Origin of the sequence: Ramlibacter sp. (assembly GCF_028292805.1) — a bacterium.
Classification (GTDB): Bacteria; Pseudomonadota; Gammaproteobacteria; order Burkholderiales; family Burkholderiaceae_C; genus Ramlibacter.
Genome location: NZ_JAQGLS010000286.1, coordinates 1 through 2741, shown reverse-complemented (window position 1 = coordinate 2741; position 2741 = coordinate 1). Strand labels below are relative to the sequence as shown.

Sequence of the window (2741 nt, the reverse complement as noted above, 5' to 3'; positions counted from 1 at the left end):
CAGCCGCTCCAGCACCGAATCGAGGTCCGCCGGGGCCGGCCGCGCCTTCGGCCCGCCGCACGTCTGGCAGGGCGCCTGCCCGTTGCCCAGCAGCGTGTCGAATTCCTGGGCGACGAATTCGCGGTGGCTGTCCAGCTCGTGCAGGAAGGGGCAGCAGTCGGCGTAGCCCATGGTCCGCGCGATCCAGCCGAGGTCGTCGTCGCAGCCCATCAGCACGTGGGTCTGCTGGTCGTCCAGGTACTGGATGCGGTGCTCGACCTTGCGCAGGAACTCGTAGGCGCGGGCCAGTGCGTCGGCCGTGGCCTGCGGCATCAGGCCGGCGCGCGCCAGCCGCTCGAGCGCCTGCAGGGTCGGGCGGGTGCGCAGCTCCGGGAACTGGCCGCCGCGCACCACCTGCAGCAGCTGCACGATGAACTCGATCTCGCGGATGCCGCCGCGCGACAGCTTGACGTCGTTGGCGCGTTCGGGCCGGCCGGCGGCGCGGCGCGCGGCGTGCTCGCGGATCTGCCGATGCAGCACCCGCAACGCGTCGAACACGCTGTAATCGAGGTAGCGGCGGAACACGAACGGCAGCACCACCGTGCGCAGCTCGTGGGCCGAGCCGTCGGCGATGCAGCTGCGCGGGGCGATGATCCGGCTCTTGAGCCAGGCGAAGCGCTCCCATTCGCGGCCCTGCACCTGCAAGTACTCTTCCAGCGCGCCGAGCGAGACGGCCGGCGGGCCCGAGTTGCCGTTGGGACGCAGGGCGGTGTCGACGCGGAACACGAAGCCGTGCTCGGTCACCTCGCCGATCAGGGCGTAGATGGCCTTGACCACCTTGCCGAAATACTCGTGGTTCGAGATCCGGCCGCGGCCGTCGGCCGTGCCGGCGGTCTCGCCCTCTTCATCGTAGATGTAGATCAGGTCGACGTCGCTCGAGACGTTCAGTTCACGCGCGCCGAGCTTGCCCATGCCCACCACCCAGAGCTGGGCCCGCCTGCCTTGCTGCGTCCTGGGCTCGCCATGCACCGCATCGAGGTCGTGGCAGGCCTGCGCGCAGGCGACGTCGAGCGCGAACTCGGCCAGTTCCGTGACGGCGCCGGTGACGACCGCCAGCGGGGCCTGCGCGTCGCAGTCCAGCGCCAGCAGCCGTTCCATCACCAGCTGGCGCACGGTCCGCAACCCCGAGCCGACGTCGAAGCCGCCCGAACGTAAAGCTTCGTAGGCGGCGGCGATGGCGGCGGTGGTCGGCGCGCCGGGCGGCAGCAGCGCCAGTTCGTCGGCATAGCGCCGGCGCAGCCGCTGGGCGAAACGCGAATAGGAGGAGATCGGATCGGCAGGGGCCGGCGTGTCATCCGCGCGATCGCTCGCGCCGTTGACGAAGCATGCCGCTTCGCTGCCGGAACCCGGCGCAGCGCCGAAGGTCATAATTCCCGCCTGTCCCAAGTAGTCATGAACGCCACGCCGACGCATCCTTCACGGCCGCTCAGATTGTTCGCCGCGGCCGTCAAGGGGGCCCTGTGGCTGCTGCTGGCTGCGTCGCTGCTGCTGTCGCTGGCGTGGGGGGCGCTGCATGGCTGGATTGTGCCGCGAATCGGCGAGTGGCGCCCTGCGCTGGAATCCCGGGCCACGCAGGTGCTGGGGGTGCCGGTTCGCATCGGCGCGATCACCGCCCGCAGCGGCGGCCTGATGCCGTCGTTCGAGCTGCAGGACGTGGTGCTGCTGGGCCCGCAAGGCCACGAGGCGCTGCGGCTGCCGCTGGTGGTGGGCGCGCTGTCGCCACGCTCGCTCTGGAGCCTGAGTTTCGAGCAGCTCTATATTCAGGGCCCGCAGCTGGACATCCGCCGCACCGCCGACGGCCGCATCCTGGTGGCGGGGCTGGACTTTGCCCGCAGCGCGGACGACGGCGGCCAGGCCGCCGACTGGTTCTTCGGCCAGGCCGAATTCATCATCAGCGGCGGCACCTTGCGCTGGACCGATGAAACGCGCGCCGTCCCGCCGCTGGTCTTGCAGCAGGTCGACCTGCTGGTGCGCAACCGGGCCCGGCGCCATGCGCTGCGGATCCAAGCCACTCCGCCACCCGAACTGGGGCAGCGTTTCACCGCCAGCGGGCTGTTGCGCCAGCCGCTGCTGTCCACGCACGCCGGCCGCTGGCGCGACTGGAGCGGTGAACTGCACGCCGATGTCGAGTCCGTCGACCTGGCGCAGTTGCGGCGCTATGTCGACGTGGCCTTCAAGGTGAGCCAGGGCCGCGGGCGCCTGCGCGCCTGGGCCGACGTGCAACGCGGCCAGGTGGTGGGCGGCACCGCCGACGTGGTGCTGGCGGACGTCAGCGCCACGCTGGGCGCGGGGCTGCAACCGCTGGCGCTGCGTGCGGTGTCCGGGCGGCTGGGCGGCAAGCGGCTGGTCGGCGGCTTCCAGTTCCAGACGCAGGAGCTGCAGTTCGTCACCGAGGACGGCCACCGCTGGCCCGGCGGCAACGTCGCCGTCACCTGGACCGGCCCGCAAGGCCAGGCGCCGGCCCGCGGCGAACTGCAGGCCGACCGCCTCGACCTGGGCGCCCTGAGCCTGGTCGCGGCCCGGCTGCCGCTGGGCACCGCCACTCACGCCGCCTTGCAGGCCTACGCGCCGCAAGGCCTGGTCGACAAGCTGCAGGCCCGCTGGGAAGGCCAGCCCGGCGCCTTGCACAAATATGAAGCGCGCGGCCGCGCCAGCGTGCTGCAGGTGGCGGCGCGGCCGGCGACGGCTGGCCAGGCCGCGAC

At 72.1% G+C, this 2741-nt stretch carries 1 protein-coding gene and 1 pseudogene; one reads left to right on the top strand and one right to left on the bottom strand.

Features of this window, described 5'->3' with window-relative positions:
• Nucleotides 1–1407: pseudogene (locus JWP65_RS17375) on the bottom strand (glutamine-synthetase adenylyltransferase); the annotation flags it as partial.
• Nucleotides 1408–1431: 24 nt separating this feature from the next.
• Between JWP65_RS17375 and JWP65_RS17370 the strand changes: the two are divergent.
• The coding region (locus JWP65_RS17370; protein ID WP_367280528.1) for a YhdP family protein at nucleotides 1432–2741 on the top strand (1310 nt) is incomplete at its 3' end.